Source organism: Gordonia sp. ABKF26, assembly GCF_041103195.1.
Lineage (GTDB): Bacteria > Actinomycetota > Actinomycetes > Mycobacteriales > Mycobacteriaceae > Gordonia > Gordonia terrae.
In genome coordinates this window covers 3590070-3615657 of the sequence record NZ_JBGCVZ010000003.1, presented here as the reverse complement: position 1 = coordinate 3615657, position 25588 = coordinate 3590070, and the positions used below count along the sequence as shown (strand labels likewise).

The 25588-nt window shown below is 67.9% G+C and carries 26 protein-coding genes; 20 read left to right on the top strand and 6 right to left on the bottom strand.

Annotated elements, in window-relative coordinates:
* Nucleotides 1-64: 64 nt before the first annotated feature.
* From AB4Z55_RS16705 to AB4Z55_RS16690, 4 genes are all read left to right on the top strand, one after another.
* A complete protein-coding gene (locus tag AB4Z55_RS16705; protein ID WP_369520121.1) occupies nt 65-547 on the top strand; it encodes an Lrp/AsnC family transcriptional regulator in 483 nt (160 codons plus the stop codon).
* Between the two features lie 68 nt (nt 548-615).
* Nucleotides 616-1365, top strand: coding sequence for a 4-hydroxy-tetrahydrodipicolinate reductase (dapB, locus tag AB4Z55_RS16700; protein WP_101818948.1), 750 nt, complete (start codon nt 616-618; stop codon nt 1363-1365).
* A gap of 3 nt (nt 1366-1368) precedes the next feature.
* Nucleotides 1369-1908 carry a hypothetical protein gene (locus AB4Z55_RS16695; protein WP_369520120.1) on the top strand — a complete coding sequence of 180 codons (540 nt, stop codon included), beginning with the start codon at nt 1369-1371 and terminating at the stop codon, nt 1906-1908.
* Nucleotides 1909-1912: 4 nt separating this feature from the next.
* The gene (locus AB4Z55_RS16690; RefSeq protein WP_101818717.1) at nt 1913-2368 is read left to right on the top strand and encodes a flavodoxin family protein; all 456 of its coding nucleotides are present in this window, start codon (nt 1913-1915) and stop codon (nt 2366-2368) included.
* Nucleotides 2369-2482: 114 nt separating this feature from the next.
* On the opposite strand, the gene AB4Z55_RS16685 is transcribed toward AB4Z55_RS16690, so the two are convergent.
* Nucleotides 2483-2656 (bottom strand): hypothetical protein, encoded by a 174-nt coding sequence (locus tag AB4Z55_RS16685; RefSeq protein ID WP_180819258.1) that lies wholly within the window; start codon nt 2654-2656, stop codon nt 2483-2485.
* A gap of 457 nt (nt 2657-3113) precedes the next feature.
* Here AB4Z55_RS16685 and AB4Z55_RS16680 point away from each other — a divergent pair, with 457 nt between their 5' ends.
* Both AB4Z55_RS16680 and nhaA read left to right on the top strand, forming a co-directional pair.
* A complete protein-coding gene (locus AB4Z55_RS16680) occupies nt 3114-4493 on the top strand; it encodes a DUF222 domain-containing protein (RefSeq protein ID WP_369520119.1) in 1380 nt (459 codons plus the stop codon).
* A gap of 129 nt (nt 4494-4622) precedes the next feature.
* Nucleotides 4623-5945, top strand: a complete 1323-nt coding sequence (gene nhaA / locus AB4Z55_RS16675) for a Na+/H+ antiporter NhaA (protein ID WP_101818949.1) — start codon at nt 4623-4625, stop codon at nt 5943-5945.
* Here nhaA and AB4Z55_RS16670 read toward each other — a convergent pair.
* Nucleotides 5930-6853: an NAD(P)H-binding protein gene (locus tag AB4Z55_RS16670; protein ID WP_369520118.1), complete on the bottom strand. Its 924-nt coding sequence runs from the start codon at nt 6851-6853 to the stop codon at nt 5930-5932. The two genes, nhaA and AB4Z55_RS16670, sit on opposite strands and share 16 nt — an antisense overlap.
* A 42-nt stretch (nt 6854-6895) precedes the next feature.
* On the opposite strand from AB4Z55_RS16670, the gene AB4Z55_RS16665 reads away from it, so the two are divergent.
* Nucleotides 6896-7975, top strand: a complete 1080-nt coding sequence (locus tag AB4Z55_RS16665) for an AraC family transcriptional regulator (RefSeq protein WP_369520117.1) — start codon at nt 6896-6898, stop codon at nt 7973-7975.
* On the opposite strand, the gene AB4Z55_RS16660 is transcribed toward AB4Z55_RS16665, so the two are convergent.
* A complete protein-coding gene (locus AB4Z55_RS16660) occupies nt 7976-8350 on the bottom strand; it encodes an HNH endonuclease (protein ID WP_369520116.1) in 375 nt (124 codons plus the stop codon).
* A 108-nt stretch (nt 8351-8458) separates the two neighbouring features.
* On the opposite strand from AB4Z55_RS16660, the gene AB4Z55_RS16655 reads away from it, so the two are divergent.
* The 4 genes from AB4Z55_RS16655 (at nt 8459) to AB4Z55_RS16640 (ending at nt 11901) form a co-directional block, all read left to right on the top strand.
* Entirely contained in the window at nt 8459-9292 is an 834-nt protein-coding gene (locus AB4Z55_RS16655) for a thymidylate synthase (RefSeq protein WP_369520115.1), read from the top strand.
* Nucleotides 9289-9816, top strand: a complete 528-nt coding sequence (locus tag AB4Z55_RS16650; protein WP_369520114.1) for a dihydrofolate reductase — start codon at nt 9289-9291, stop codon at nt 9814-9816. Before AB4Z55_RS16655 ends, AB4Z55_RS16650 begins: the two co-directional genes overlap by 4 nt.
* On the top strand, nt 9816-11045 hold the full coding sequence (locus tag AB4Z55_RS16645) for a winged helix-turn-helix domain-containing protein (protein ID WP_369520113.1): 1230 nt from the start codon (nt 9816-9818) through the stop codon (nt 11043-11045). Before AB4Z55_RS16650 ends, AB4Z55_RS16645 begins: the two co-directional genes overlap by 1 nt.
* Before the next feature lie 76 nt (nt 11046-11121).
* Nucleotides 11122-11901, top strand: coding sequence for an HAD-IIB family hydrolase (locus AB4Z55_RS16640; protein WP_064571803.1), 780 nt, complete (start codon nt 11122-11124; stop codon nt 11899-11901).
* Here AB4Z55_RS16640 and AB4Z55_RS16635 read toward each other — a convergent pair.
* Nucleotides 11898-13556, bottom strand: a complete 1659-nt coding sequence (locus AB4Z55_RS16635) for an alkaline phosphatase (RefSeq protein ID WP_369520112.1) — start codon at nt 13554-13556, stop codon at nt 11898-11900. The genes AB4Z55_RS16640 and AB4Z55_RS16635 overlap by 4 nt on opposite strands.
* A 149-nt stretch (nt 13557-13705) precedes the next feature.
* Between AB4Z55_RS16635 and thyX the strand changes: the two genes are divergently transcribed.
* The 6 genes from thyX (at nt 13706) to AB4Z55_RS16605 (ending at nt 22398) form a co-directional block, all read left to right on the top strand.
* Nucleotides 13706-14458, top strand: a complete 753-nt coding sequence (gene thyX / locus AB4Z55_RS16630) for an FAD-dependent thymidylate synthase (RefSeq protein ID WP_004021867.1) — start codon at nt 13706-13708, stop codon at nt 14456-14458.
* Nucleotides 14459-14496: 38 nt separating this feature from the next.
* Nucleotides 14497-15402 carry a 4-hydroxy-tetrahydrodipicolinate synthase gene (gene dapA, locus AB4Z55_RS16625; RefSeq protein WP_064571729.1) on the top strand — a complete coding sequence of 302 codons (906 nt, stop codon included), beginning with the start codon at nt 14497-14499 and terminating at the stop codon, nt 15400-15402.
* A complete protein-coding gene (locus AB4Z55_RS16620; RefSeq protein ID WP_248645301.1) occupies nt 15402-17378 on the top strand; it encodes a ribonuclease J in 1977 nt (658 codons plus the stop codon). The genes dapA and AB4Z55_RS16620 overlap by 1 nt, the downstream gene beginning before the upstream one ends.
* Nucleotides 17379-17424: 46 nt before the next feature.
* Nucleotides 17425-18057: a TIGR03085 family metal-binding protein gene (locus AB4Z55_RS16615; RefSeq protein ID WP_369520111.1), complete on the top strand. Its 633-nt coding sequence runs from the start codon at nt 17425-17427 to the stop codon at nt 18055-18057.
* 81 nt (nt 18058-18138) lie between these two features.
* Nucleotides 18139-21132 (top strand): DNA translocase FtsK 4TM domain-containing protein, encoded by a 2994-nt coding sequence (locus AB4Z55_RS16610; protein ID WP_369520110.1) that lies wholly within the window; start codon nt 18139-18141, stop codon nt 21130-21132.
* 219 nt (nt 21133-21351) lie between these two features.
* Entirely contained in the window at nt 21352-22398 is a 1047-nt protein-coding gene (locus tag AB4Z55_RS16605; RefSeq protein ID WP_004021861.1) for a TerC family protein, read from the top strand.
* A 37-nt stretch (nt 22399-22435) separates the two neighbouring features.
* Here the strand turns inward: AB4Z55_RS16605 and AB4Z55_RS16600 are convergent, their stop codons facing one another.
* Together AB4Z55_RS16600 and AB4Z55_RS16595 are read right to left on the bottom strand one after the other, a co-directional pair.
* Nucleotides 22436-22720 carry a YciI family protein gene (locus AB4Z55_RS16600; protein ID WP_004021860.1) on the bottom strand — a complete coding sequence of 95 codons (285 nt, stop codon included), beginning with the start codon at nt 22718-22720 and terminating at the stop codon, nt 22436-22438.
* Nucleotides 22721-22722: 2 nt separating this feature from the next.
* Nucleotides 22723-23238 carry an amino-acid N-acetyltransferase gene (locus AB4Z55_RS16595; protein ID WP_369520109.1) on the bottom strand — a complete coding sequence of 172 codons (516 nt, stop codon included), beginning with the start codon at nt 23236-23238 and terminating at the stop codon, nt 22723-22725.
* A gap of 163 nt (nt 23239-23401) precedes the next feature.
* Between AB4Z55_RS16595 and pgsA the strand changes: the two genes are divergently transcribed.
* The 3 genes from pgsA to pspA all read left to right on the top strand — a co-directional run bounded on the left by pgsA (nt 23402) and on the right by pspA (nt 25586).
* Complete coding sequence (pgsA, locus tag AB4Z55_RS16590; RefSeq protein WP_369520108.1) at nt 23402-24103, top strand: CDP-diacylglycerol--glycerol-3-phosphate 3-phosphatidyltransferase; 702 nt, start codon at nt 23402-23404, stop codon at nt 24101-24103.
* Between the two features lie 146 nt (nt 24104-24249).
* The gene (locus AB4Z55_RS16585) at nt 24250-24627 is read left to right on the top strand and encodes a helix-turn-helix domain-containing protein (RefSeq protein WP_064571734.1); all 378 of its coding nucleotides are present in this window, start codon (nt 24250-24252) and stop codon (nt 24625-24627) included.
* A gap of 143 nt (nt 24628-24770) precedes the next feature.
* Nucleotides 24771-25586: a phage shock protein PspA gene (pspA, locus tag AB4Z55_RS16580; protein ID WP_033203461.1), complete on the top strand. Its 816-nt coding sequence runs from the start codon at nt 24771-24773 to the stop codon at nt 25584-25586.
* Nucleotides 25587-25588: the final 2 nt, after the last annotated feature.

Here is a 25588-nt window from a genome sequence, read left to right as displayed (position 1 = left end):
TGTGACTGAAGAATATTCTCGACAGTCGGGATTCGCCGACGATTCTGTGATCGGAGAGCATGCGATGCCCGCGACGCCGAAGGATGTTCGGACGGGCGACCTCGACGCGACGGACCAGGAGCTATTGCGACTACTGCAGTCGGATGCGCGGATGCCCAACAGCGAACTGGCCCAGCGCGTCGGCATCGCCGCGTCGACCTGCCATGGGCGGCTGCGGAGGCTCATCGAACTCGGCATCATCCGCGGCTTCTTCGCCGATGTCGACCCGGCCGCGCTGGGACGTCCGTTGCGCGCGATGGTCGCCGTCAGCCTGCAGTCCGACGCGCGCGGGCGGATTCGGCAGTTCGTCGGCGAGATCGCCACCCACGACGAGGTGATCGACGTGTTCTTCCTCGCCGGCACCGACGACTATCTGCTGCATGTCGCCGCTGCCGACACCGAGGCGCTGCGCCAGTTCGTCGAACGACTCAACGGCCGGCCGGAGGTCGCCGGCACCACCACGTCGCTGGTGTTCGAGCACCGCCGCGGCGGTGCCCCGATCTTCTGAGGCTCCGACGCCACTAGACTGGCCCGGCAACGGTTGGGATGTGGCGCGTCGACAAGAAGAGGGTGGGCATGAGCGGTATCAAGGTGGGCGTCCTGGGCAGCCAGGGCAAGGTCGGGCAGGCGATCGTTGCCGCGGTCGAGAACGCCGACGACCTCACCTACACCGTGGGTGTCGACAAGGGGGACTCCCTGGAGTTCTTCACCGACACCGAGACCCAGGTCGTCGTCGACTTCACCCACCCCGATGTGGTGATGGACAACCTGAAGTTCCTCATCGCCAACGGGATTCACGCCGTCGTCGGCACCACCGGATTCACCGAGGAACGACTGGACACGGTCCGTGGCTGGCTGTCGGACAACCCCGGCGTGGGCGTCCTCATCGCACCCAACTTCGCGATCGGCGCCGTGCTGTCGATGCGTTTCGCCGCGCAGGCCGCCAAGTACTACGAGTCGGTCGAGGTGATCGAGTTGCACCACCCGCACAAGGCCGACGCGCCGTCGGGTACCGCCTATCGGACGGCAGAGCTGATCGGGCGGGCGCGGGCCGAGGCCGGAGTCGGACGGAGCCCCGACGCCACGACCGAGGAACTCGACGGCGCCCGCGGCGCTGTCGTCGACGACGTGCGCGTCCACTCGGTACGGCTCGCCGGACTCGTCGCCCATCAGGAGGTGCTGCTCGGCACCGCCGGTGAGACGCTCACCATCCGGCACGACTCCCTCGACCGGGCGTCGTTCGCACCGGGAGTGCTCCTGGGCGTGCGCAGCATGGCCGGCCGCCCGGGCCTCACCATCGGGCTCGAAGAACTGATGGACCTCTGACCGATGACCCCCGCCGACCCGCAGGGTGAACCAGCCCACGACGACGACACCGAAGGCGGCGCACCGCGCCTGGGCCCGCGGAAGAAGGACTCCCGGCCGATCGTCTGGATGATCGGCTTCCTGGTCGTGGCGCTGATCGTCTACTTCGTGTTGCTCGGATGGCGCGGCTTCCAGCTGATCGCCTCCGGTTCGCTGGCGGGCATCGGTCTGGGCGTGGGAGTCATCGCGCTGCCGCTCATCGGGGCATGGCTGGTCTACGCGACGCTGCGGGCGGGGCTCGAGCACCAGAAACTCGCCGCGATCATCGCCGACGAAGGTCGCGAACTCGACATCTCCCACCTGCCGCACCGCGCATCGGGCCGCATGGAGCGCGACGCGGCCGACGAACTCTTCGCTCAGGTGAAGGCCGAGTGGGAGGCTGACCCGAACGACTGGCGCAACACCTACCGCATCGCCCGTGCCTACGACTACGCCGGCGACCGCACCCGCGCCCGCTCGATGATGAAGCGGGCCGTCGCCCAGTACCACGGCCGGGAACAGTAGACCGGTGAGCCGGCTGCTGATCGTCCACCACACGCCGTCTCCGGCGTGCCAGGAGATGTTCGAGGCCGTCGTGTCCGGCGCGACCGATCCGGAGATCGAGGGCGTCGAGGTGATCCGACGGGCCGCGCTCGCCGTCACCGCCTCCGACTTCCTCGACGCCGACGGGTACCTCCTCGGCACGCCCGCCAATCTCGGATACATCAGCGGCGCACTGAAACACGCCTTCGACGTCAGCTACTACCAGATCCTCGACTCGACCCAGGGCCGGCCGTTCGGGCTGTACCTCCACGGCAATCAGGGCACCGAAGGTGCTGTGCGAGCGGTCGATTCGATCACCGGCGGGCTCGGTTGGACCAAGGCCGCCGAACACGTCATCGTCTCCGGGGCCCCGGGCAAAGACGACCGCGAAGCATGCTGGGAGCTGGGTGCGACGGTTGCCGCGGGGTTGATGGAGGGGTGAGCGAGCGGGGCGCGGCCGTTGCTGCGCTTATCGTGTCGACCAAGAGCGCCTGTATCTTCCTCGAGCGGCCTGAATGACAACGCATTCTTCGATAGGATCGATTGTGGCGCAGCATTATTCAATCGGTCCGTGTCGATCGGCCCCAGATGCACTGTTCTCGGCGTGCTCGGTCTCGGCGTTGATGACCTGCTCGATCTCGTCGAAGTCGACCAACCCTGCGTCGATGAGTGCCTGGTGAACTGATAGCCACTGGGTGGGGTCGAGATCCTGTGACGGGTCGCTGGGCATCGGCGGTGGTTTTCCGTCCTCGCCCGCGGGAGCCCTGGGGCGGCTGCGTGGTAGCGGTCGTCGATGCTGAGGTCTTTGATCACTGGGGATCGCGGTGTGGTGGCGTGAACCAAGTCGCCGTAGATCCAGGCGTACACGAGCTTGCGGTCGGTGATTTGGCCGCTTGCGGTGCCGACTAGGTCCGCCCGGTCTAGGTCGGCCTGGGTTGCCGCTCGTCGATCAGCGCTCTCTCGGCGAGCTGTGAAAGTACAGAGATGGACGCGGGATCGACGTCATCGCGACGATTCGTTTTGAGCTTCTGGAGTGGCTGGCGAGTGTTCCGCGGAACACTCGTGACTCGGCTTGAGGCCCGCGCGATTGTCGGTGCCGGGCGATACCTTGTTGCTGTACTTCTCGTTTGTTTCAGGGGGTTGCGGTGGGGGTCAGTGCTTTTCGTTCGGGTGGGGATGTGTCGTCGATGTTCGATGATGCGCATCCGGAGTCGCTGTCTGATGAGGTGCTCGAGGGTCGGGTGCTGGGGTATGCCGCGCAGATCACGGCACTGACAGCGAACTTCCTTGAACTGGTGGCGGAATTGGATGGGCGGGAGTCGTGGCGGGGGCCGGGGATTCACTCGCTGGCGCACTGGTTGTCGTGGAAGGCCGGCATCGCACCGCGAACGGCGCATGAGCATGTGAGGGTCGCGAAGGCGATCCGAGGATTGCCGTTGATCGGCAACGCTTTTGGCGAAGGTCGGCTCTCGTATTCGAAGGTCCGCGCCCTGACGCGGGTGGCCACGCCTGAGCGTGAGCAGGAGTTGGTCAATCTGGCGTTGTCGTGCACGGCGAGTCAGTTGGATCGGGCGGTACGGGCGATGGGCCAGATCGACCGTAACCGTGGCGTCGAAGACGAAAGCCGGCCGCCGGTGGAGTCGACGGGCCGGTGGAAGTGGAACTTCGACGGTTCGTTGTCGGTGTCGTTGACCCTGTCTCCGTTGGACGGTGCACGTTTCCTGGCGGGCACGGTGCGCGCCGAGTATGAACGCACCCGGACCTGTGATGACCCGGATCTATCGTCGGCTGAGAGTGTTCCGCGGAACACTGAACCTGATTCGGAGATGGTTCCGTCGCGGCGGCGGGATCTGTGGCGGCAGGTGCCGTCGAATGTGGCGCCGGCGGTGGTGGCGATGGCCGACATGGTGCATGAGGGGATCGCGATGCCCGATCTCGCGCCGGGTGCGGAGATTCTCATTCATGCCGGTGAGGGTGTGGACCAGTCTCATCTCAATGATGGGCCGGCGTTGTCGGAGGCTGAGGTGGCCGAAGCCCGGTGTGGTGCGTCGACGCGGGAGGTGGTGAGCCGCAGAATTGCTGGCCAGCCGGGGAAACTGGCGTTGTTGGGGGTGGGTCGTCGGAAGCGGTCGCCGAACAAGGCGTTGGTGCGGGCGTTGTTCGTGCGGGATCGGTGTTGTCAGATGCCGGGGTGTGGTCGGACGCGTCATCTGCATGCTCATCATGTGCGGTTCTGGTCGGCGGGTGGGCGGACGGATCCGGATAATCTGATCTTGTTGTGTGGGTCGTGTCACCGCTCGCTGCATCGGGGCGAGTTCTCGATCACCGCACACGGGAAGCAGCGGTTCACGTTTCATCGACCGGACGGCACTGAGATCGAGGTGGCGCCACCTACGTCGAAACCGGGCGGGTGGCGACCCGATCAACGGATCGGGGTAGATGCGACGGTGCCGATCGGTGGTGGTCGGATGGACCTGGGGTACACGACCGAGGTGCTCTACGCGGTGTGGGAGTGGAAGGCGCGCAACGCAACTCACTCCGGGTCTGCTGTGCACAGGGCTGCGTAGATGCGTAGCTGTTAGACTGAGACGCGGTGTGCCGGGAAGTCTGGTCGGCTGCGCGTTGACGGTGAGCCCTGCACGATGGGCGGCCACGACGCGTACGTAGCCCACCCGACGAAGGACTCCGTACGCACCATGACTGACACCGACTCACGTCGGGCCACCCCGACGCTCTTCTCGCGCGGCTCCTGGCCCGAGGCTTCTCGCATCGCCGACATCTTCCGGCGCGAAACCATCGGCGGCATGCTGCTTCTCGTCGCCGCGGTCGTCGCCATCATGTGGGCGAACTCCCCGTGGTCCGCCGCGTACTTCGGTCTCGGCGACATCCATGTCGGATCCGACGCGCTTGGTCTGCATCTCGATCTGTCCCTGGCGACCTGGGCTGCCGACGGCCTGCTCGCCATCTTCTTCTTCGTCGTCGGACTCGAGCTCAAACGCGAGTTCGTCGCCGGCGACCTCCGCGACCCCGCCCGCGCAGCCCTGCCCATTGCGGCGGCGGTCGGCGGAATGGCCGTTCCCGCACTCATCTTCGTCACCATCACGATGCGGGCCGGCGACGGCGCGGTTCAGGGTTGGGCCATACCCACCGCCACCGACATCGCGTTCGCGGTCGCCGTGCTGGCCGTCATCTCCACGCACCTGCCCGTTGCGCTACGCACCTTCCTGTTGACCCTTGCCGTGGTGGACGACCTGCTCGCCATCACGGTGATCGCGGTGTTCTACACCGATTCCATCAACGGCACCGCGCTCGCGGTGGCCCTCGTCCCGCTCGCGGCGTTCGCCGTGCTCGTGCAGCGGCGAATCACCTCGTGGTGGCTCCTGCTCCCGCTGGCGGCCTTCACGTGGGCGTTCGTCCACGAGTCCGGAGTCCACGCCACCGTCGCCGGCGTCGTCCTCGGCTTCACGGTCCCGGTGCTCCGTCGGGCCGGGAGCGACGAGACGGATACCCCGCATTGCCTGGCAGAGCATTTCGAACACCGGATCCGGCCCATCTCGGCCGGCTTCGCCATCCCGGTGTTCGCCTTCTTCGCCGCCGGCGTCACCATCGGCGGTCTCAGCGGCCTCCGCGAGGCGCTCACGAATCCCGTTGCGCTGGGCATCATCTTCGGTCTGGTGGTCGGCAAGACGGTGGGCATCGTCGGCACCACCGCACTTCTCGCCAGGTTCACGCGCGCCACCCTCGACGCCAGCATCCGATGGATCGACGTGACCGGGGCGGCCATGCTCGCCGGCATCGGATTCACGGTCTCCCTGCTCATCGGCGACCTTGCGTACGACCCGGAATCCGACCGCGCGGAGTACGTCAAGATCGGTGTCCTGGTCGGTTCACTGACGGCCGCCTCGGCCGCGGCGGTCATCCTGCGGATGCGCAACCGGCACTACCGCCGGGTCGCCGAAGAAGAGTCCCGGGACGACGATCACGACGGCATCCCGGATGTCTATCAGCGGGACAGCTGATCGGTGGGACTGGAGGTCGTCGCCATCGCGGCTGCCGCCAGGCCTGTGGCGTAGTCGTCGATCGTCGTCGGACCGGTGATCACCGTGGTGCCCGGACGTCGGCCGACGACCCGGCCGTCGTTGATGGCTCGGGTCATGCCCACATGGTGACGCGCGACGTCGGGGCTGAAGCCGGCCTCGGCGACGAGGGTCGCGATCATGTCGTCGTCGGACAACCGCTGGTAGTGCAACTCGGGGAGACCGAAGGCGTCGCCCAGTGCGTTTGTCACAGTCCGCTGATCGACGTCCACCGGACCCAGGATTTCACTCGTCAGATGTCCGCCGCCCCAACCCGTTTCGACCAGCGCGTCCAGCGCTGCCGCGGCGATGTCCCGCGTGGCGACCATCGGAACACGCACCTCGGCGTCGAGCGAGTCCGCGATCAAGCCCGCGTTCTGCATCAGCGGGAGGTAGGAGCGGGCGTTGTCGTAGAACCAGCCCGCACGCAGAGCGAGCACCTCGACATCGGACAACGCCGCCAAGCCCTCCTCCAGGATGTGCAGACCGACGAGAAACCCGGTGCCGGCCGGGATCTCCGCTCCGACACTGCTGAGGGCGACCACTCGCGGAACGTCCGACTCACGGACCGCACGGACAATCGATTCGGTCATCGTCCGTTGCGAGGCGAGATGGTCGGTGGCGGTGTAGTCCGCGGGCTGCAGAACGAACACGGCCGACGAGCCGCGCAGCGCTGCGGCGAGCGCGGACGGATCTGTTGTGTCGCCGACCGCGGTGTCGGCGCCCAGCCGAGCCAGGGCGTCGAGCCGCTCGGGCGAACGGCCGACTGCCCGAACCCGATGTCCGCCGTCGAGCAGGCGGGTGGTGACCTGTGCGCCGACGGTGCCCGTCGCGCCGAGAATTGTGTACATGAGACCTCCTTGACTGATGCTGTGAGTCCAGAATCGTCAGAGATGGCCGGACGTTCCATGGCGAAGAGTCCGTCATTCCTGTCCAAACGTCCGAATTCTCCGGACGTTCTGCACGCGATGGTCGATCATGGAGGGGTGCGCACCGCCGACGACATACATCCGGACCCGTTCCACACCCCCGATCCGCTCGGGGAGGCCCTGCACTTCTTCCGGCTGAACGGCGCGTTCTACTGCCGATCCGAACTGAGCGAGCCGTGGGCCCTCACGATGCCGGTGTGGGAGGACTGCCTGTGTGTACACCTGGTCGTGTCGGGAGTCCTGCGCCTGTCCGCGCCGAATGGTGAGACGCTGAGCTTCGGGCCGGGGGATCTCGTCGTCGTGCCACACGGCCGGTCGCACGTCATCCGCGGACACGCCGAGGCGACCTTCGCCCCGGTCGTCACCGATCTGCCCCATGACTACCTGAGCGACCGGTATGCCATCCTGCGCCACGGCGGCGACGGACCCGATCGAACTGTCCTCATCTGTGCGGTGGTCAGATTCGACCATCCCTCGGCGCGATCGTTGACGTCGATGCTGCCGCCGGTCCTCGCCATCCGCGCCACCGAATCCCGCTCGGGTGCGAACGCATCGTGGCTGCGGGACCTCATGCGCATCGTGATCGACGAGGCCGGCGAACTCCGCCCCGGAGGCGAAGCGGTCATCACCCGGTTGTCCGACATCATCGTCATCCACGCCATCCGTTCGTGGTTGCAGGACGCGGAGGGCACCCGCACCGGATGGCTCGGAGCTCTCGCCGATCCCCAACTCGGCCGAGCGGTCGCCGCGGTCCACCGGGATCCGGCTGCACCGTGGAGCGTCGATCGTCTGGCCCGGGTGTGCGCCATGTCGCGGTCGACATTCGCAGCGCGGTTCACCGCCGTCGTCGGCGAGCCGGCGATGCAGTACGTCACCCGGTGGCGGATGTATGTGGCGGCAGATCGTCTCCGGGATCAGGACGCGTCGGTCGCATCGGTGGCGGGCGGTCTCGGCTACTCGTCCGAAGCGGCGTTCAGCCGGGCGTTCAAGCGGGTCAACGGGTCATCGCCCGGCCGGGTTCGACGCGAGGCGCGAGCGGGGTGATCACCCGTCCTTGTCGGCGTCCGGGTCGACGGCTTCGGCGAGCGCCCTGCTCACCTCGAACTGCCGGACCAGGAACGCCTTCTCGTCCAGCTTCTTGCGCCGCATCCACGTCGTGACCTCGGAGTTGCACTTGCTCGCATTGCACGAACCGCAGCACGGCACGACATTGGCGACGGTGTAGCGGCCGCCCCGGGAGATGGCCAGCATGCAGTCCCGCTGCAAGGCGACACCGACCGCGCCGCAGTACGCGCATCCACCCCAGGCATCCTGCAGGGCAAGCCACTGGGTGTCGGTGAGGTCGTTGTCGCGCGCGGCGACACGCTTTCGACGACGCTTCGCGTAGCGATTGGCGCGGGTCGTGCTGCGGGTGGCCACGAGGGGAGAGTACCGCCCGGACCACATGAGTCACAGCTGTCACAACCCGACGTGGCGTCGTGTCGTGCGCCCGGCGGTACGACCGCGGCTTTGCCTAGACTGGCAGCCGTGAGTACGGCCATCCGCGACATGTCATCGACCGGGACCATCCCGACACCGTACGAGGACCTGTTGAGCCTCGTCATGGAGACCGGGACACCGAAGGCCGACCGCACGGGAACCGGGACACGCAGCCTGTTCGGTCGACAGTTGCGCTACGACCTCGCCGAGGGCTTCCCGCTGATCACCACCAAGAAGGTGCACCTGAAGTCGATTGTCTACGAGTTGCTGTGGTTCCTGCGCGGTGATTCCAACGTGCGGTGGCTGCAGGAGCGCGGGGTGAGCATCTGGGACGAATGGGCCGACGAGAACGGTGAACTCGGACCCGTCTACGGGGTGCAGTGGCGGAGCTGGCCGACCCCGTCGGGCGAGCACATCGATCAGATCGCGGCCGCTCTGGATCTACTCAAGACCAACCCCGATTCGCGCCGGAACATCGTGTCCGCGTGGAACGTGGGGGAGATCCCGCAGATGGCCTTGCCGCCCTGCCACGCGTTCTTCCAGTTCTACGTGGCCGACGGCAAACTGTCGTGCCAGCTGTACCAGCGCAGCGCCGATCTGTTTCTCGGGGTCCCGTTCAACATTGCGTCGTATGCGCTGCTGACCCACATGATGGCCCAGCAGGCGGGCCTCGAGGTCGGCGAGTTCGTGTGGACCGGCGGCGACTGCCACATCTACGACAACCACGTCGACCAGGTGACGCTGCAACTGTCGCGCGAGCCGTATCCGTATCCGAAACTGGAACTGCGCAGGCGGGACTCGATCTTCGACTACGAGTACGACGACATCGCCATCGTCGATTATCAGTCCCACCCCGGGATCAAAGCCCCGGTGGCAGTGTGACATCCGACCTCGCGGGGGAGGGGTCGCGCCAGGTGCGGCTGGTCTGGGCGCAGGGACGGGGCGGGGCGATCGGCCGGGACAACACGATCCCGTGGCGGGTCCCCGAAGACTTGGCTCGATTCAAGGAACTGACGGTCGGGCACCCGGTTGTCATGGGGCGCAAGACCTGGGATTCGCTGCCGCCGCGCTTTCGGCCGCTGCCCGGCCGTACCAATGTGGTGGTCACGCGCGACGCGGGATGGTCCGCCGACGGGGCGACGGTCGCGGGGTCGGTCGCCGACGCGCTCGAGCTGGCCGGCGGCGACTATATCGGGGTCATCGGTGGTGGCGAGATCTACCGGCTGGCAATGGAATTCGCCACCGAACTGTGCGTGACAGAGATCGACGTCGAGGTCGACGGTGCCGACGCGCATGCGCCGGAGATCACCGACGACTGGACGGTGGCGGTCCGTGGCGAGTGGCAGACCTCGACGAGCGGGATCCCGTACCGATTCGTCGACTACCGGCGGACCCGGCAGGCCTGATGCCGCCGGATCGTCTCTCGCCGGCTCAGGCGCGCCGAACCGCGCTGGCCGCACAGGGTTTCACCGACCGCCGGCCCGCCGCGGCACCCACCATGGCGCACCTGAAGCGGGTCGTCGGCCGGACCAGGCTCCTGCAGATGGACTCGGTCAACATCGCCGCGCGAGCCCACTACATGCCGCTGTACTCCCGGCTCGGCCCCTACGACCCCGATCTGCTGCACCGCGCCGCGTGGCGACCCGGGCGGAGTCAGCGGTTGCTCGTCGAATACTGGGCGCACGAGGCCGCGCTGATCCCGGTGGCCGACTGGCCGCTCTTCCGGTGGCGGATGGACGAATTCGCCGATGGACGGTATCGGCACACGCGAGACGTGATGCGTCGCAACCGTTCTCTGGTGAGTGACGTCCGGGCGGTGATCGAGGCGCTGGGCGCGACCACGCCCCGCGCCATCGAAGCGGAATTGGGCATCGAACGGGCACCCGGGGCGGCAGGCAGCTGGTGGCAACGCGGCGAGGTCAAGCACCTGTGCGAGGCCATGTTCGCCGCAGGTGACCTGTCCGCCGTGCGCAACGGCAACTTCGTACGCCACTACGACCTCACCGAACGGGTCGTCGGCGCCGACATTCTCGCGCAGCGACCCAGCCGCGCCGAGGCGCACCGTGAACTCGTCAGCCGCGCCGCACAGGCACTCGGAGTCGCGACCGTCGCCGATCTGGCGGACTACTACCGGCTCCGGCCGGCCGACGCGCGACCCGCGGTCGCCGAACTCGTCGAGAGCGGGGCGCTGCAGGAGATCTCCGTGGACGGCTGGCGCGACCCCGCCTACCTGGCCGCGGGCGCAGCGATGCCGCGACGCGTCGACACCTCGGCCATCCTGTCGCCGTTCGACCCGCTGGTCTTCTTCCGTCCGCGGGCCGAGCGTCTCTTCGACTTCCACTACCGCATCGAGATCTATGTGCCCGAACACAAACGCGTGCACGGCTATTACGTGCTGCCGTACCTGTTGGGCACCGACATCGCGGCGCGCGTGGACCTCAAGGCCGACCGCAAGAACCGCACACTCCTGGTCCTCGGGGCGTACTGCGAACCGGGGCATCCCCGGGATCTCGTCGCCGAGCGGCTGTCCGCGGATCTGCGGAACTTCGCCGGCTGGCAGGACCTCGACGACGTCGTCGTGGCCGGGCGCGGGGACCTCGCGCCCGACCTGCAACGCCTCGCGCACGGTGGGTGAGTCACGGCGGGTGCTGTGCACCGGTTGATGCAATCCTGGAGATCAGAAGTTCACGACAGCGATGGGAGACGAAGAGATGACCGTGTCGTATGAGGGCAACGACTACCGATTGGTGATGTTCGATCTCGACGACACCCTGGCGCCGTCGAAGAGCCCGCTCGACGACAAGATGGTCGAGCTCCTGCGTCGCATGCTCGACGTGAGCCTGGGCTGCATCATCTCCGGCGGCAACTTCACCCAGTTCGAGAAGCAGGTGCTCGCGCGCCTGGGCAGTTTCGACAGCGTCGGGAACCTCCACCTCATGCCGACCTGCGGAACCCAGTACGTGCGATGGTCCGGCGACGAGTGGGAGACGGTCTACGCGGAATTCCTCACCGACGACGAGAAGCAGCGCACTCTCGACGTGCTGGAGACCGGCGCTCGGGAACTCGGCCTGTGGGCGAGCGAGACGTGGGGTGACATCCTCGAGGACCGCGGCAGCCAGATCACCTTCAGCGCGCTGGGCCAGAAAGCCCCGGTCGATGCGAAGGCGGCCTGGGACCCCGACGGGGCGAAGAAGGAGTCACTGCGCGCCTACGCTGCCGAGCGACTTCCCGACCTCGAGGTGCGCAGTGGCGGTTCGACGTCGGTGGATGTCACCAAGAAGGGCATCGACAAGGCCTATGGCGCACTGAAGTTGATGGACATCCTCGGACTCGGCACCAGCGACATCCTGTTCTTCGGCGACCGGCTCGACGAAGGCGGCAACGACTACCCGGTCAAGGCCCTCGGGATCACCTCGATCGCGGTCCACGGCTGGCCCGACACCCACGCCAAGCTGTCGGCGCTGCTCGATCAGGTCGACACCGGCAGCTAGACCGCGGGCCCGCCCGCCGGGACGACCCGCTGGGTGCCGCTGGCGACCCGATAGGACTTCGCGTAGTACTGGCCCGACTGCGGGTTCGTCTTGTCGTGCACGAAATACCAGTCCATCTGGGTGGCCACCGGGGTCACGGTCAGGACCGAGTAGCCGTGCGCGTCGAACTCGCTCCAGCGCACGTGGTGGTTGGTGGCACCGAAGGCCGAGGACACGGCGACCCCCGCGGTGTTGGCGGGCACGTTCAGCATGTCGTCGATGTTGGTGGACGTGATCGATGTGCCGACCAGTTCGGTCGCGACACTCCCGCCGCCGGGGTAATTCGCCGGGTCGGCAGGGATGTCGCAGGCCCACGACGAGTGGATGTCGCCGGTGATGAACACGACGTTGTCCACACGATCGCGGCGGAGCGATTCCAGCAACCGCCGGCGATCGGCCGCGTAACCGTCCCACTGGTCGGCGTTGTACGGGATACCCTCACGCGGGATGCCCAGCAGTGCGGTGACCGCCCCGGTCGTCTGCGGATCCAGCGGGGGGATCAGCACCGGGGCGATCATCACCGGATTGCCGACGATCTTCCAGCGGGTCTCCGACGACGTGAGTCCGTTGGTCAGCCACGACATCTGCGCGCGGCCGAGGATCGAGCGGGCGGGATCGTCGATGGCCGCCGACCGCGCGCTGACCTGCAGGTCGCGATAGGAGCGCAGATCGAGCATGGACAATTCGAGCAGACGGCCGAAGCGGAGCCTGCGGAACAGATGCCGGCCCGCGGTGTCGACGGCGGGGCGGATCGGCATCCACTCGGCGTAGGCGCGAAGCGCCGCGGTGCGCCGCGCGGCCCAGGACCCCTCGCCCGGTTGGTGATTCTCCGCGCCGCCCGACCACGAGTCGTTCGACGACTCGTGGTCGTCCCAGATGCAGATGAACGGCTGTTCCCGGTGCAATGCGGCCAGATCCGGGTCGGTCTTGTATTGCGCGTGGCGAGTTCGGTAGTCGCGCAACGTGATGATCTCGTGCCGGGGCTCGTGCGCCCGAACGGTTCCGGTCTTGCCGGTGTAGCGGCCGGTCTCGTACTCGTAGAAGTAGTCGCCGAGATGGACCACCGCGTCGAGTGCGGGCTGCGCGGCCAGATGACGGTAGGCGGCGAAGTAACCGGCCTCCCAGTTGGCGCACGAGACGACGCCGAAACGGATCTTCGCGACGTCGGCGCCGGCCGCGGGCGCGGTGCGCGTCCGCCCCACCGGCGACACCGCACCGGCCGCCGGGCCGGACACGACGGTGAAGCGGTAGTGGTACCGGGTCCGCGGGGCCAGGCCGGTGACATCGACCTTCACCGTGTGGTCGGCGTCGGCCGAGGTGCGGGTCTGGCCCGACGCCACGACAGTCCCGAACCCGGGATCACCGGCGACCTCCCAGCGAACCAGACTCTCCGGTCCGATCCCGGAACCGGGCGTCGCCGCCGGGGTCGGGGTGATGCGGGTCCAGAGGATGACGGCATTCGAAAGAGGGTCGCCCGAAGCGATGCCGTGGGCGAAGACGCGCGCGGACGAGGACGCGGGCGACCGCGGTGCCGCGTGGGCGACGACTGCGGGTGCGGCGAGCGCGGTCCCGGTCACGACCGCACCGGTGCGCAGGAAATCGCGTCGTGTCGTCATCGCATCCCACCCCCGGTCGTCGAGCACGCCCCCAGGGACTCTACCCGCGGGCACAGCCCGAAGGTGCGGTACGGAGGCGGTGGGGGAGAATCGGGTACCGCAGGGCACGCGGAGGTGTGGCCGTACGTGAGGGACGACAGGAGACATGCGTGTCCGAATTGGTGCCGCTGAAGGTGCAGATGGTGGCGATGACCCAGTTCACCCCTCCGGAGGACGTGCCGTGGAGCACCGACGCCGAGGGTGGTGAGGCGCTCGTCGAGTTCGCCGGTCGGGCGTGCTACCAGAGCTGGGACAAGCCGAACCCGCGCACCGCGACGAATGCCGGCTACCTGCGGCACATCCTCGAGGTCGGGCACCTGTCGCTGCTCGAGCACGCCTCGGTGACCTTCTACATCAGCGGCATCTCGCGGTCGTGCACCCACGAGCTGATCCGGCACCGGCACTTCTCGTACTCGCAACTGTCCCAGCGGTTCGTGCCCGAGCACGACTCGAACGTCGTCGCGCCGCCGGCGATCGTGGGCGACCCCGAACTCGAGGACCTGTTCACCGCGGCGACCGACGCCAGCCGGGCCGCCTACACCGAACTCCTCGCGGCGCTCGAGGCGAAGTTCGCCGACGTCCCCAACGCCATCCTGCGTCGGAAACAGGCACGTCAGGCCGCTCGGTCCGTGCTGCCGAACGCCACCGAGACCAAGATCGTCGTCACCGGCAACCACCGGGCCTGGCGGCACTTCGTCGGCATGCGTGCCACCGAGCACGCCGACGTCGAGATCCGCCAGCTGGCGGTGGAATGCCTACGCCAGCTGATGCGCGTGGCGCCCACCGTGTTCGGTGATTTCGAGATCGGCACCCTGGCCGACGGGACCGAGGTCGCGACCTCACCGTTCGTGCTGGAAGGGTGAGGATCGTCACGGACAGGGAGGCGGTAGCCTTGAGCACCATGAACGCAGTCCAGGAACCGCTGCACGAGCATCCCTTCGGGACGAACGTGGTTGCGATGGTCACCCCCTTCCGCACGGACGGAAGCCTCGATCTGGACAAGGCGGCCGTCCTCGCCGACCACCTGGTCTCCAAGGGCTGTGACGGGCTGGTCGTGTCCGGTACCACCGGCGAGTCGCCGACCACCACGGTGCCGGAGAAGCTCGAGCTGCTCCGGGTCGTCCTCGACGCGGTGGGCGACCGGGCCCGGATCACCCAGGGCGCAGGCAGTTACGACACCGCCGAGAGCGTCCGGTTCGCGATCGAGTCCGAGAAGATCGGCGCCCACGCGCTGCTCGTCGTGACCCCGTACTACTCGAAGCCGCCTCAGGCCGGCCTCCTCGCGCACTTCCGGACCGTCGCCGACGCCACCGCGTTGCCGGTCCTGCTCTACGACATCCCGCCACGGTCGGTCGTCCCGATCATGAACGAGACGATGCTCGCTCTCGCCGAACACCCCAACATCCGCGGGGTCAAGGACGCCAAGGGCGATCTGCACTCGGCGGCCGGTCTGATCGCGAGCACCAGCCTCGAGTACCTCTCCGGTGAGGACGCGCTCAACCTGCCGTGGCTCTCGATCGGTGCCACCGGGTACGTCAGCGTGATCGGCCACCTCGTCCCGGATCGGTTGCGGGACATGCAGATCGCCGTCGAGAAGGGCGATCTCCACGCCGCCCGGGCGATCAACACCTCGATGCTCCCGCTGGTCAACGCCATGGGCCGGCTCGGCGGGGTCACGATGGTCAAGGCGGCACTGCGCATCCTCGGGCTGGAGGTCGGCGACCCGCGCCTTCCGCAGGTCCCGGCGAACCCGGCGCAGATCGAGCAGCTGATCGTGGATCTGCGTGCGGCAGGTGTCCTGGTCTGATGACGGACAACGACACCACCGGTCCCCACACCGGCAACGACACCCCCGGCACCGACACCCACGGCACCGACCGTCCCCGGACCCGACGCCGGGCGGCCGCCCGCAAGGCCGGCCCGCCCAGTCCGCCGCCGGCCGTGGCCACGCCGCCCGCCACTCCCGCCACCTCTGACGCGACCGCCCCGAAGCATGCGGCCAAGCGTCCGGCGAACCCCGCGTCGAACACCCGCCGGCCGCGTCACGAACGCGGTGATGCCCGCGGTGGGCGTCGGACCGAGCCGGCGACCCCGGCCCCCGTCGACCGGTTGGGCACACCCCGACGACTGCCCAAGGGTGGTCTGCGCGTGGTGGCTCTCGGCGGTATCGGCGAGATCGGCCGCAACATGACCGTCTTCGAGTACAACGGCCGTCTGCTGATCGTCGACTGCGGTGTGCTGTTCCCCGAGGACGCACAGCCGGGTGTCGACCTGATCCTGCCGGACTTCCGGTACATCGAAGACCGCATGGACGACGTCGACGCGGTGATCCTGACCCACGGCCACGAAGACCACATCGGCGCCCTGCCGTTCCTGCTCCGGCTCCGCAGCGACATCCCGGTGATCGGTGCGAAGTTCACGCTCGCCCTCGTCGAGGCCAAGTGTCGCGAGCATCGCCTGCGACCCAAGCTCGTCGAGGTCGTCGAAGGCCAGAAGACGTCGCACGGCCCGTTCGAGTGCGAGTACTTCGCGGTCAACCACTCGATCCCCGACGCGCTCGCGGTGGCGATCCGGACCCCCGCCGGCGTGGTGCTGCACACCGGCGACATCAAGCTCGACCAGCTCCCGCTCGACGGCCGCCTGACCGACCTCGCCGGCTTCAGCCGACTGGGCGACGAGGGCGTCGACCTGTTCCTGGTGGACTCCACCAATGCCGAGGTGCCGGGCTTCGTCACTCCCGAACGCCAGATCGGCGGGGTTCTCGACCAGGTCATCGGCAAGGCCAAGCAGCGCGTCATCGTGGCGTCGTTCGCCAGCCACGTCCATCGCATCCAGCAGATCATCGACGTCGCCCACACCCACAACAGGCGGGTGACCTTCGTCGGCCGTTCGATGGTGCGCAACATGCAGATCGCGCAGGACCTCGGCTACCTCTCGGTCCCCGACGGCGTCGTCGTCGACCTCGACACCGCCGCGAGCCTGCCGGACCATCGCGTCGTGCTGATCTCCACCGGTTCGCAGGGTGAGCCGCTGTCGGCGCTCTCGCGGATGGCACGCGGCGAGCACCGGCAGATCAACATCCGGGCCGACGACCTCGTCGTGCTGGCGTCCTCGCTCATCCCCGGCAACGAGAACTCGGTGTTCGCCGTCGTCAACGGTCTCGCCAAGCGCGGCGCGACCGTCATCACCCAGCAGAGCGCGAAGGTCCACGTCTCGGGCCACGCGTCGGCCGGCGAGCTCCTCTACCTCTACAACGCGGTGCGCCCCTCGAATGCGATGCCCGTGCACGGCGAATGGCGGCACCTGCGTGCCAACGCCGCACTCGCGGTCGCGACCGGTGTGCCCGAGGACCGGGTGGTCCTCGCCGAGGACGGCGTCGTGGTCGACCTCGTCGACGGCCGGGCCGACATCGTCGGACGGGTTCCGGTCGGGCACGTCTACGTCGACGGCCTCTCGGTCGGCGACGTGGGGGAGTCGACGCTTTCCGAACGCCTCGTGTTGGGTGAGGGCGGCTTCATCGCCATCACGGTGGCCGTGGACGTGGCGACGGGCCGGGCAGTGAGCACGCCCGAAGTCTCCGGCCGCGGATTCTCCGATGACCCCGACGCGCTCAAGGAGGCGGCGAACATCGTCAACCAGACGCTCGATTCGTTGGCCGCCGAGGGCGTCTCCGACACGCACCGGATCGCCCAGGGGATCCGGCGAGCGGTCGGGCGCTGGGTGTCGACCGCCTATCGTCGCCGGCCGATGATCGTGCCCACGGTCATCGCGGTGGGGGACTGACCGGCGCCAAGGAACGAATTCCCGGTGATGTCGCTACCGTGGTCGTGTGACCGGTGCACAGAACGAAAGAGCAGCCCTCGTCGAGACCCTCGCGAAGGTGGGCCCCGACGCGCCCACCCTGTGTGAGGGTTGGACCACCCGCGACCTCCTGGCCCATCTCGTCGTCCGCGAGCGGCGACCCGACACCGGCCCGGGCATCCTCATCCCCGCCTTCGCAGGCCACACCGAGAAAGTGCGGGTCCAGGCGACGTCGAAGGACTGGGATGAGCAACTCGCGCTGCTGGCGTCGGGGCCACCGGTCTTCTCGCCGTTCAAACTGGTCGACCGATTCGCCAATCTGGCCGAGATGTTCGTCCACCACGAGGACGTCCTGCGTGGCGGCGCCGATCCCGACGGCCCCTGGACCCCGCGGGCGCTGACCCCGGAACTCGAGGCGGAGCTGCGCACTCCGGCGAAGTCGATGGGCAAGATGACGCTCAAGAAGGTCCCGGCCCGGGTGACGCTGCGTACCCCCGACGGCGAGGACCTCGTCACCGAGGGATCGGGCGAGGAGGTTGTCGTCACCGGCCGGATCGGTGAGCTGGTGCTCTTCGCGTTCGGTCGTTCCCCCGTCGACGTCACCTTCACCGGCGACGACTCGGCGATCTCAGGTGTCCGAGCGAGTTCCCGGGGTCTGTAGAGCGGTCACAACTTCGACACGTACCCCGTTGTCCGTGTTGCCCGTGTGACTGATGTGATCACCGCCCACTAGTCTGTCCGTATGGCTTCGAAGGCAAGCACGGGTACGCGCGCGTCCTCTTCGCGCGGCGCCGCCGGCTCCACACGCGGCGGTTCCGCACGCGGTGGGTCGACGCGCGGGAGTTCGACATCGGGGAATCCGACCGCCGGCCGGCGTTCGACGAGCGGTTCGAAGGGTGGCGCCTCGAGGAGCGGCAAGTCCACCGGCAAGCCGACGAGCGGCGGTACCACGAGGTCGAAGGCCGGGGCCTCGCGAGGCGGCTCCCGCTCCACCTCACGATCGGCGCCCGCCGAGTCGGTGGACCTGCATCGCCGGTCGGTCGCCGCGGCCGGGGCGTCCGCGGTCGGCAAGGGCATCGGCGCCGGGTGGTCGCTGTTCGCGCGCGGAGTCGGAAGTGCCGCACGGGCGGGTTCAGGCGTCGGGCGCGGGCCGCGCACGGAAGTGGTCGGGGAGTACGACGACGACTCGGACTTCGATGCGGACCTGTTCGACGACGACGCCGGGGTGGACGAGCGTGGTCGGCCCCGCGCCGGCGGTCACAGCCATCGACGTGACGGAATCGCGCTCGGGCTCCTGGCCTTCGGCCTGCTCGTCGGTGCCAGCGTCTGGTTCGGCGCGGCCGGCCCGGTGGGCGCTTTCATCGAAGCCCTCATCCGTGCGGTGATCGGCACCGCGGCGGTGGTCGTGCCGGTCGGTCTGCTCGCGCTGGCCGTCGTCCTGATGCGCCGCCCGGCTGCTCCGGAGCGACGCGGTCGCTACCTGGCGGGCGGGTTCCTCGTGGTCCTGCCGCTACTGGGTCTGATGCACCTCGTCGCCGGGGCGCCGGTTGATCTCCCGGGCCGTTCCGGGGCCGCAGGCTTTGTCGGTTTCGCCGTCGGCACACCGTTGACGGCGGGTGTCACCGCCTGGGTGTCCGTCCCGATCTTGTTGCTGTGCATGGCATTCGGCGTGCTCATCCTCAGTGGTCGAACCGTCCGCGAGGTGGTGGACGCCGCCGCGGGCTACCTCGGTCTCGGGGTGGGGCGCGCCGACGACGCGCCGTGGGACGACGACGAGTGGGACGCGGAGGCGTGGGACACCGACGCCGAGAACTACGAGGATCCCGACTTCGGCGATCCGGCCGGCGGCGATGCGGACGCCGACTCGGACCGCTGGGATTCCGACGCCCTCGCATCGCGGTCCCGGCGCCGCCCGTACTCGTCGAATCCGTACGACAACTACCCGCCGGACTCGACGCCCGCGCGGACCTCGGGACGAACGGCGCGGCGCAAGCCCACCGACGTCGCCGACGCCGCACCGCTCGAGGAGGCCGTCACCGAGAATTTCGCGGATGCCCCCGGTGGTGTCACCGATCAGGTCACCGAGGTGATCGCACCGAGCCCCCGTACCCGCACCACCCCCGCCCGGCGGGCGACTGCGCGGCCGGCACCGCGCCCCGCACCCGAACCGGAACCCCAGCCCGACCCCGCGGACGAGAGTGCGGACGACGAGGCGTTCGTCCCGTCGGACCCGACGGGAGACGGGGACTATCGACTGCCGCCGCCCGATCTGCTCCTCGAGGGCGATCCGCCCAAGATGGGCAGCAGCGCCAACGACGACATGATCGACCGGATGACCGGGGTGCTCGAGCAGTTCAAGATCGATGCCGCGGTGACCGGATACACCCGCGGCCCGACCGTCACGCGCTACGAGATCGAACTCGGCCCGGGCGTGAAGGTCGAGAAGATCACCGCGCTGCAGCGCAACATCGCCTACGCCGCGGCGACGGACAACGTCCGCCTGCTCGCGCCCATCCCCGGCAAGTCCGCGGTCGGCATCGAGGTCCCCAACTCCGACCGCGAGATGGTCCGCCTCGCCGATGTGCTGAACTCGCCGTCGACCCGAAAAGACAAGCATCCGTTGGTGATCGGCCTCGGCAAGGACATCGAGGGCGATTTCGTCAGCGCGAACCTGGCGAAGATGCCGCACCTGCTCGTCGCCGGTTCGACCGGTTCGGGCAAGTCGAGCTTCGTCAACTCGATGCTGGTCTCGCTGCTCAGCCGGGCGACCCCGGAGCAGGTGCGGATGATCCTCATCGACCCGAAGATGGTCGAGCTCACCCCGTACGAGGGGATCCCGCACCTCATCACGCCGATCATCACCCAGCCCAAGAAGGCCGCCGCGGCCCTGGCGTGGCTCGTCGAGGAGATGGAGCAGCGCTACCAGGACATGAAGGCCTCGCGCGTGCGTCACATCGACGACTTCAACTCGAAGGTCCGGTCCGGTGACATCACCGCCCCGCTGGGCAGCGAACGCGTCTACAAGCCGTATCCGTACATCCTGGCCATCGTCGACGAGCTCGCCGACCTGATGATGACCGCGCCGCGCGACGTCGAGGACGCCATCGTGCGGATCACCCAGAAGGCGCGCGCCGCCGGTATCCACCTGGTGCTCGCGACGCAGCGCCCGTCGGTCGACGTGGTCACCGGTCTGATCAAGACCAACGTGCCGTCGCGGCTGGCGTTCGCGACGTCGTCGTTGACCGACTCACGCGTCATCCTGGACCAGCCGGGTGCGGAGAAGCTGATCGGCATGGGCGACGGGTTGTTCCTGCCGATGGGCGCCAACAAGCCGATCCGCATGCAGGGCGCCTACATCACCGACGAGGAGATCGCGGCGGTCGTCGACTTCTCCAAGGAGCAGGCCGAGCCGGAGTACACCGAGGGCGTCACCGCGGCGAAGGCCGGCGACAAGAAGGACATCGACAGCGACATCGGCAACGACCTCGACGATCTCCTGCAGGCCATCGAACTGGTCGTGTCGAGTCAGTTCGGCTCGACGTCGATGCTGCAGCGCAAGCTGCGGGTCGGTTTCGCCAAGGCCGGCCGGTTGATGGACCTCATGGAGACGCGTGGAGTGGTCGGACCCAGCGAGGGATCGAAGGCGCGGGAGGTGCTCGTCAAGCCCGACGATCTCGCCGGCGTGATCGCCTCCATCACCGGCGGGGACGGCGAAACGGACAGTTCCGACACCTGACGCATTCGCCTGACCAGCGGTTTCTGCGCGTCACCGGCGGTTTGTATATGGTGGCCGAAGATCCATGAGGGGAGTATCCCCAAAGCGGCGTCTCCGTCAATACGGTCACGACCCCCGACGATGCCGATCATCGTCGCGGCCGGGACCCGGAGCGTCGGCCCCCGTTCGGTGGGAGAGACCTCTGGCTCGTCAGCTCATGCTGCCTGCTGGAGGTATGGAATGGATGTGTCGCTGTCCGTATGGCTGATCACCTGTGCGGTGATCCTCGGACTGTTCGTGTTCGACTTCTTCACCCACGTGCGCGTGCCCCACGCGCCGTCGCTGAAGGAGTCGGGCATCTGGTCGGCGGTCTACATCGGCTTCGCCGTCATCTTCGGTCTCTTCGTCTGGTGGAACTGGGGTTCCACCTTCGGCGGTGAGTACTTCGCCGGGTACGTCACCGAGAAGGCCCTCTCGGTGGACAACCTGTTCGTCTTCGTCATCATCATGGCGAAGTTCGCGGTGCCCAAGGAGTACCAGCAGAAGGTCCTGCTGCTGGGCATCCTGATGGCCCTGGTCATGCGCGGCATCTTCATCGCCGTCGGCGCCGCCGCGATCAACGCCTACAGCTGGGTGTTCTATCTGTTCGGCGCGTTCCTGATCTTCACCGCCGTCAAGCTGCTCCGCGAGAGCGACGACCCGGTCGAGCACGAGGAGGAGCGCGAGACGCGCCTCGAGCGCTTTGTGAAGCGCTACCTGCGCACGCATGACTCGTACGACCGCGATAAGCTGTTCACCCGCGTCAACGGCAAGCGCCTCGCGACCCCGATGCTGATGGTCCTCATCGTCATCGGCTTCACCGACGTCCTGTTCGCGCTCGACTCGATCCCGGCGATCTACGGACTCACGTCCGAGCCCTACCTCGTCTTCACCGCCAACGCGTTCGCGCTGATGGGTCTGCGTCAGCTGTTCTTCCTCATCGGTGGACTGCTCGATCGTCTCGTCTACCTGTCCATCGGCCTGTCGATCATCCTCGCGTTCATCGGCGTCAAGTTGGTGCTGCACGCCCTGCACGAGAACACCCTGGGATTCATCAACGGCGGCGAGCACGTGGCGGTCCCCGAGATCTCGACGGCCCTGTCGTTGTCGGTGATCCTCGGTGTCCTGGTGATCACGACGGTGGCCAGCCTGATCAAGAGCCGTGGGATGGCCAAGACGCCGGAGGTCGAGTCCGCCGGTGATCCGACCGGCTCCGACACCCCGGCGCCGAAGACCAAGGACCTCTGACCGGTCGGTCCGTCCCGGATCGACGGGTGGACGTGGGTCAGGCCGGGAACGGCCCGAACACCTGCGTCCACTCGTCGATGCGGATGGCGTCGACTGCCTGATGGGCCTGGAACGGATCATTGGCGAGGAACGCCTCGGCCGCCTCGAGATCGGCGGCGCGGATGACGATGAGTGCGCCCGAACCGTCGGGGTACGGGCCGGCGATCAGCACGTTCCCGGCCGAGTGTTCCTCGGCGAGCCACTCACGATGCAGTGGCCGGTGCTGATCCCGCAGGGCGGCCTTGGCGGGACGGTAGGTGTACTGCACGGCGAAGAACGGCATGGTCACTCCTGCTCGATGGTTGCCAGCATCCGGGTGTTGCCCAGGGTGTTGGGTTTGACATAGCTGAGGTCGAGAAATTCCGCGACGCCGGTGTCGTACGACCGGCACATCTCCTCGAAGACCTCCCGCGTGACGGGGGTGCCCTGGATCTCGGCGAATCCGTGGCGTGCGAAGAAGGTCGTCTCGAAGGTGAGCACGAAGACGCGCGAGAGCTGCAGCTCCCGCGCGACCGCCATGAGCCGGTTGACGAGCAGGTGGCCGATGCCCCGCCCGGCGTGCGCGTTGTCGACGGCGACGGTGCGGACCTCGCCGAGGTCGGCCCAGAGCACGTGCAGCGCACCGCAACCGACGACCACCCCGTCGATGTCGGCGACCCAGAACTCCTGGACGGACTCGTAGAGCGTGACGAGATTCTTCTCGAGCAGGATCTTGCCGGCGTACTGATCGATCAGTTCTTTGATCCGCGGGACGTCGGAGGTGCGCGCACGACGGACGACGACGTGTTCGGCGGGGGGCATGGGAATCCACTTTAGTCCTGTCCGGCGCGCGCGCAGTCCACGCCGGCGCGGCGCGCAGGACCGACCTGTTCACCACGTTCACCGGGCCTGCCGATACCCTGATGGGCGTGTACATGAGGACTGCCCCGAACTGCGGCACGACGCCGCGATCGGGGACGAGCTCATGACCGACCGGATCAGGCGGGCCGTCGACGAGAAGGGCATCGCCAACGTCGGCCGCGGGCCCGATCACATCACCGACCCGGTCGACCCGGTGCCGGTGGTCAACATCGCGAACGCGCTCACCGTGTTCCGCATCGTCCTGGTCCCGGTGTTCCTCGTGGCGTTGTTCATGGAGTCCGGTGAGTCGACGCTGTGGCGCGCGATCGCGACGATCGTCTTCGGTGTCGCGGCGCTGACCGATCGCTACGACGGGATGATCGCCCGGCAGCGTGGCCTGATCACCGACTTCGGGAAGCTCGCCGACCCGATCGCGGACAAGGCGTTGATCGGCGGTGCGCTCGTCGGCCTGTCGATCCTCGGCATCCTGCCGTGGTGGGTGACCGTGGTGATCGTCGCCCGCGAGGTGTGGGTGACCGCGCTGCGTTTCTGGGTGTTGCGGCACAAGGTCATCCCGGCCAGCCGGGGCGGCAAGCTGAAGACGCTGTTGCAGGCGCTCGCCATCGGCCTCTACCTGCTCCCGCTGGGCGGTCCGTGGCAGGTCGCCGCCGACATCCTCATGGGACTCGCGGTGGTGGTGACGATCTACACCGGACTGGACTACACCTGGCAGGCCGTCAAGGTCCGGTCCGACCGCGATGATCCGGAACCGCAACCGTCGGCACCGCGGCGACGTGCTGTGGGAGGAACCGGCGGCGGCCGCTGAGTTCGACTATCGTCGACCAGACGGTGCTTCGGTGACCCCACCGGTCGGTCTGCGGGAACTCGTCGACGCCGCGAAGCGTTGGCTAGGGCAGCAGACGCGCCACCGTCAGGTGTGCGTGGCGAGAAGGTCAGTAGGGAGGAGACTCGATGGCGATGCTCTTACGCGAGGCGCTCGGCGACAGCCTGCGTCGGGTCCGCACGCAACAGGGCCGAACCCTGCGCGAGGTGTCCACCGGAGCGCGGGTGAGTCTGGGGTACCTCTCGGAAGTCGAGCGCGGGCAGAAGGAGGCGTCGAGCGAACTGCTCGCCGCGATCTGCGATGCGCTCGACGTGGAGATCGCCGACCTCCTCCTCGAGGTCGGGAGCGCCATGCGTCCGGCCGGTGCCGAACCGGTCGTGGTCGGCGCCGAGCCGATGGGCGACGCCGCCGGTGTGGATGCAGCAGACGCCGGCCTGACCGCGACCAAGGTCGTCATCCCCGCTCCCACCGGGCGGCGTGATGCCACGGCTCTGGCCGCTGCCTGATCCCCGGTTCCGCCGAAGGACGCCGTGTGCACGGTCCGACGGGCGCCGGTTTGCACCATCCGAACGACACCGAATCACCCGGGACTCACAGACGCTAGATTGGTCACCAGAGTTCTCAGACCCCGGAATGGAGTACGACGAGCATGGCGAACCCGTTCGTGAAGTTGTGGCGCTACCTCACAGCACTCGGCAACGCGAAGATCGACGAGCACGCAGACCCGAAGGTCCAGATCCAGCAGGCCATCGAAGACGCCCAGCGCCAGCACCAGGCGTTGTCGCAGCAGGCGGCCTCGGTGATCGGCAACCAGCGCCAGCTCGAGATGAAGCTGAACCGGCAGCTCGAGGACATCGAACGGTTGCAGGCCAACACGCGTCAGGCCCTGACCCTGGCCGACCAGGCCGCCGCGGCGGGTGACACCCAGAAGTCGACCGAGTACACCAATGCCGCCGAGGCGTTCGCGGCGCAACTCGTGACCGCCGAGCAGAGCGTGGAGGATCTCAAGTCCCTGCACGATCAGTCGCTGCAGGCCGCCGATCAGGCCAAGAAGGCCGTCGAGCGCAACGCGATGATCCTGCAGCAGAAGCTGTCCGAGCGGTCGAAGCTGCTCAGCCAGCTCGAGCAGGCCAAGATGCAGGAACAGGTCTCGGCCTCGCTCAACCAGATGAGCGAACTGTCGGTTCCCGGCAACACGCCGAGCCTGGATCAGGTCCGCGACAAGATCGAGCGCCGCTACGCCAACGCGCTCGGTTCGGCCGAACTGGCCAAGAACTCCGTCCAGGGCCGCATGCAGGAGGTCGAGCAGGCCGGCGTCCAGATGGCCGGTCACTCTCGCCTCGAGCAGATCCGCGCCAGCATGCGCGGCGACGCGCTGCCCTCGGGCGGTGCCACCGCACCCGGCCTGCAGAAGCCCGCGACCCAGGCTGCGCCGCCGACCACCGAACCGCCCCAGCAGAATTGACG

Bases quoted from the DNA above. Each gene is read 5' to 3' on its own strand.
- AB4Z55_RS16705 (WP_369520121.1), top strand. From the start codon at position 65: ATGCCCGCGACGCCGAAGGATGTTCGGACGGGCGACCTCGACGCGACG.
- dapB (WP_101818948.1), top strand. From the start codon at position 616: ATGAGCGGTATCAAGGTGGGCGTCCTGGGCAGCCAGGGCAAGGTCGGG.
- AB4Z55_RS16695 (WP_369520120.1), top strand. From the start codon at position 1,369: ATGACCCCCGCCGACCCGCAGGGTGAACCAGCCCACGACGACGACACC.
- AB4Z55_RS16685 (WP_180819258.1), bottom strand. From the start codon at position 2,656: ATGCCCAGCGACCCGTCACAGGATCTCGACCCCACCCAGTGGCTATCA.
- AB4Z55_RS16680 (WP_369520119.1), top strand. From the start codon at position 3,114: ATGTTCGATGATGCGCATCCGGAGTCGCTGTCTGATGAGGTGCTCGAG.
- nhaA (WP_101818949.1), top strand. From the start codon at position 4,623: ATGACTGACACCGACTCACGTCGGGCCACCCCGACGCTCTTCTCGCGC.
- AB4Z55_RS16670 (WP_369520118.1), bottom strand. From the start codon at position 6,853: ATGTACACAATTCTCGGCGCGACGGGCACCGTCGGCGCACAGGTCACC.
- AB4Z55_RS16665 (WP_369520117.1), top strand. From the start codon at position 6,896: ATGGCCGGACGTTCCATGGCGAAGAGTCCGTCATTCCTGTCCAAACGT.
- AB4Z55_RS16645 (WP_369520113.1), top strand. From the start codon at position 9,816: ATGCCGCCGGATCGTCTCTCGCCGGCTCAGGCGCGCCGAACCGCGCTG.
- AB4Z55_RS16640 (WP_064571803.1), top strand. From the start codon at position 11,122: ATGACCGTGTCGTATGAGGGCAACGACTACCGATTGGTGATGTTCGAT.
- AB4Z55_RS16635 (WP_369520112.1), bottom strand. From the start codon at position 13,556: ATGACGACACGACGCGATTTCCTGCGCACCGGTGCGGTCGTGACCGGG.
- dapA (WP_064571729.1), top strand. From the start codon at position 14,497: ATGAACGCAGTCCAGGAACCGCTGCACGAGCATCCCTTCGGGACGAAC.
- AB4Z55_RS16620 (WP_248645301.1), top strand. From the start codon at position 15,402: ATGACGGACAACGACACCACCGGTCCCCACACCGGCAACGACACCCCC.
- AB4Z55_RS16610 (WP_369520110.1), top strand. From the start codon at position 18,139: ATGGCTTCGAAGGCAAGCACGGGTACGCGCGCGTCCTCTTCGCGCGGC.
- AB4Z55_RS16605 (WP_004021861.1), top strand. From the start codon at position 21,352: ATGGATGTGTCGCTGTCCGTATGGCTGATCACCTGTGCGGTGATCCTC.
- AB4Z55_RS16600 (WP_004021860.1), bottom strand. From the start codon at position 22,720: ATGCCGTTCTTCGCCGTGCAGTACACCTACCGTCCCGCCAAGGCCGCC.
- AB4Z55_RS16595 (WP_369520109.1), bottom strand. From the start codon at position 23,238: ATGCCCCCCGCCGAACACGTCGTCGTCCGTCGTGCGCGCACCTCCGAC.
- pgsA (WP_369520108.1), top strand. From the start codon at position 23,402: ATGACCGACCGGATCAGGCGGGCCGTCGACGAGAAGGGCATCGCCAAC.
- AB4Z55_RS16585 (WP_064571734.1), top strand. From the start codon at position 24,250: ATGGCGATGCTCTTACGCGAGGCGCTCGGCGACAGCCTGCGTCGGGTC.
- pspA (WP_033203461.1), top strand. From the start codon at position 24,771: ATGGCGAACCCGTTCGTGAAGTTGTGGCGCTACCTCACAGCACTCGGC.